The organism is Rhizobium sp. 18065 (assembly GCF_902706095.1).
GTDB lineage: Bacteria > Pseudomonadota > Alphaproteobacteria > Rhizobiales > Rhizobiaceae > Allorhizobium.
Window position 1 is genome coordinate 1 of record NZ_CACSJP010000025.1, and the last position, 3,055, is coordinate 3,055.

Here is a 3,055-nt window from a genome sequence, read left to right on the forward strand (position 1 = left end):
TGTAACGTTCTTTCGCTCATGCCCAGCTCGCGGGCGACATCGCCGAACTCCGGACGACCCGCGGCAAGTGCTCGCTTCAGCAAAACCTTCACCTGATCGCCGATTGAACTGTCTTCCTGAATCTCTTCCAAAGCGGAGGCGAGCGTCGGTCCCAGCATGTCCAGGAGCTCTGCGTTGTGACCGGGGAAGGGCCGATCCAGGTCTTTGGCGTCGAGGACCAAGGCGTTATGCTCCGCCGCGAACCGAACCGCGCAACCGAAATAGTCTTTATGCGCGGTGCCTCCGACGTCGGGCCGCACCAGATCGACCCGCTTGGGCACGATGGAGGTTCCTGTTCCTCTCCGGCCGAGTTCGACAAAAGACGCAAATGCCGCGTCAATCAGCGAATAGGGATCGCTCTCGGTGGCGTGCAACCACTCGATCGTCACGACCGCTTCACCTCCACCTTCGACGACGTGAACGCGCTCAGGCGCGCAGAGCTGCTTGAACCGTGCCATGCGCCCAAGGCCGTCACGGTAGTCGCGGGCATAAAAGGCCACAAGACTCGAGGGCGGCAAGACGGCCGTGTCGAGGCGGCGCGCAAGGTCCAGGCCAATCGCGGGATTGCCGCTGAGTGTCTCTATGGCTTTCCAGAGTTCGAAGAACTGCGCGGTATCGACAGCGCTCTTGTCACGGACATGAAGGCTTGCGGGAAGTCTCGCCTGGCGCAGCACAGCAGATGGCGTCAGACCGACAAGTGCCAATCCCTTCCACAAGGCTGGCGATATCCTGAATTTCTCATCGGGTTTCTGGCGCATATGCAACTCGCGGTTTGGAGTTTTCAGGGCGTCGACGCCTTGCGGATGTCGGCTGGTTCAAGGACGGGCTTATTCCAGCCGGTGCGCGCGACGTTCAGCATGGCTCGACCGACGTCCTCAGTCGTCAGCACGTACCCGCCCATCAGGCCCCGGAGCGGACCAAGCAGCCAGCTGGTGGCCGCATAGAACGAGTTCAGCGCCTGAACCTTCGATCGCTCGCCGTTTACTGGCAGGATCGCGGCTGGCCTGAACATGTAGGCAGCCTTGAAGGGTAGCTTGCGAATTTCATTTTCCGTCCGCCCTTTCACCCTGGCCCACATGCTTCGCCCTTTCTCGCTTTCGTCCGTACCGACGCCGGAGACATAGATGAATGTCATCCTTGGGTTCAGCCGCGACAACAGGGTGGCTATCGACAAAGTGAGATCAAACGTCATGCGGATGTAAGAGGCTTCATCCATCCCAGTCGACGAAACGCCGAGGCAGAAAAAGCAGGCATCGTACCCTGAAATCTCGGTCTCGTGGCCTGCAAGATCGAACAAATCGGAAAGAACAAGCTCTCGCAGACGGGAGGCGGTAGCACCCGTTGACGTTCTTCCGACAGACAGGACGTGTTCCACGTCATCCGCGGCAAGGCATTCGCGCAGCACGCCTTGCCCGACCATGCCCGTCGCCCCGAACAGCATCACTTTCACCTGGTCACGCTCCTGTTGACGTCCGATATGCCCGGCGCGATGGACACCGCGCCGGGCGCTTCAATTGTCAAACCCCGATGGATTTGTGTTCGACGTAATGGTTGATCCCTTCGGCTCCAAATTCGCGGCCGATACCGCTGTTCTTGTAACCGCCGAACGGGGCATCGAAGCCGGTAAACGCGCCGTTGACCGAAAGCGTGCCTGTGCGAAGACGGCGGGCAACGGCAAGTCCCGTTTCCTCGTCGGCAGCCCAGACGCCGCCCGAGAGGCCGTATTCAGAATCGTTGGCGATCTGGACGGCTTCATCGACAGTGTCATAAGGCAGCACGCAGATGACCGGGCCGAAGATTTCCTCGCGCGCGATCCGCATGTCGTTACGGACATTGGCAAATATGGTGGGGCGGACGAACGCGCCGTGGTTGATCCCGTCTGGCATGCCTGGACCGCCAAGGGCCACAGTCGCGCCTTCGGAAATCCCGATGTCGATATAACCGGCCACCCGCTCGCGTTGGCGCTCGGATACCTGAGGCCCGAAGAAGGTGTCAGGCTCCAGCGGGTTGCCCACTTTCAACGAACCGATCCTGGCGGCGAGGGCGGCCACGAATGCATCATGCCTGTCGCGATGAACCAGCACGCGGCTATGCGCGACGCAGGACTGGCCATTGTTTCCGAACGAGGCGTACTGGAGCCCGGCGACCACGGCGTCTTCATCGGCACCCGGCAATACGATTGCCGCCGACTTGCCGCCGAGTTCGAAGCTGGCACGCTTCAACTGCTCGCCAGCCAGAGACGCGATGCGGCGACCTGCTCCTGTGGAACCCGTAAACGCGATCTTGTCGACGCCCGGATGGACGACCAGATGTTCGCTGACGTCGCGGTCCGCGGCAAAGATGCTGAGGACGCCCTTGGGCAGACCTGCTTCCATGAAGAGTTCACCCAGCAACTGGCCGTCAAGCGCGGTCTCCGGGGCAAGCTTGAGAATGACCGTGCATCCTGCGAGAAGAGCCGGGAAGAGTTTCACCAGGGCGGATTGATGCGGGGCGTTCCACGGGATGATCGCGGCAACGACCCCGAGCGGTTCCCGCCGCCAGATCGCATTGCCATGGGCGGCTCCCGAAACCCGCACCTCCCATGGATACTCGGAAGCGGCCTTCAGGTAAGCCTGGCTCTGCATGGCGAGCATGCCCGAGAGAACGCCCGTAAAGCCGATCGGCGCACCGTTCTCCTTGGTGATGAGTGTGGCGAACTCTTCCGCGCGCGCGCTGTAGAGCTCGACGAAGCGCGATAGGATGGCCTGTCTCTGAGCAGGTTCCGTCTTCGGCCAGGGGCCGTTGTCGAAAGCCGCGCGCGCGACCTCTACCGCGGCATCGACGTCAGCCTTGCTGGCAGCCGGCACGGTTCCAGTCAGGGAGCCGTCATAAGGCGAACGGACTTCGATGATTTCGGTGCCCAACGGCGCTACACGCTGTCCGCCAATGAAAAGTTGCTCATACGATGTCATGCTATAGTCCTTTTCCGAGTGTTGTCAGGCGGGGTGACCACGCCTGAACTCGAAATGAATATGGA

General features: G+C 61.1%; 3 protein-coding genes. All 3 read right to left on the reverse strand.

Annotation, left to right across the window (positions count from 1 at the left end):
• On the reverse strand, nt 1-797 hold a 797-nt coding region (locus GVK95_RS24960), incomplete at its 3' end, for an AraC family transcriptional regulator ligand-binding domain-containing protein (RefSeq protein WP_159953382.1).
• A 23-nt stretch (nt 798-820) separates the two neighbouring features.
• Entirely contained in the window at nt 821-1,489 is a 669-nt protein-coding gene (locus GVK95_RS24965; RefSeq protein ID WP_159953383.1) for an NAD-dependent epimerase/dehydratase family protein, read from the reverse strand.
• 67 nt (nt 1,490-1,556) lie between these two features.
• Complete coding sequence (locus GVK95_RS24970; protein WP_159953384.1) at nt 1,557-2,990, reverse strand: aldehyde dehydrogenase; 1,434 nt, start codon at nt 2,988-2,990, stop codon at nt 1,557-1,559.
• Nucleotides 2,991-3,055 lie beyond the last annotated feature (65 nt).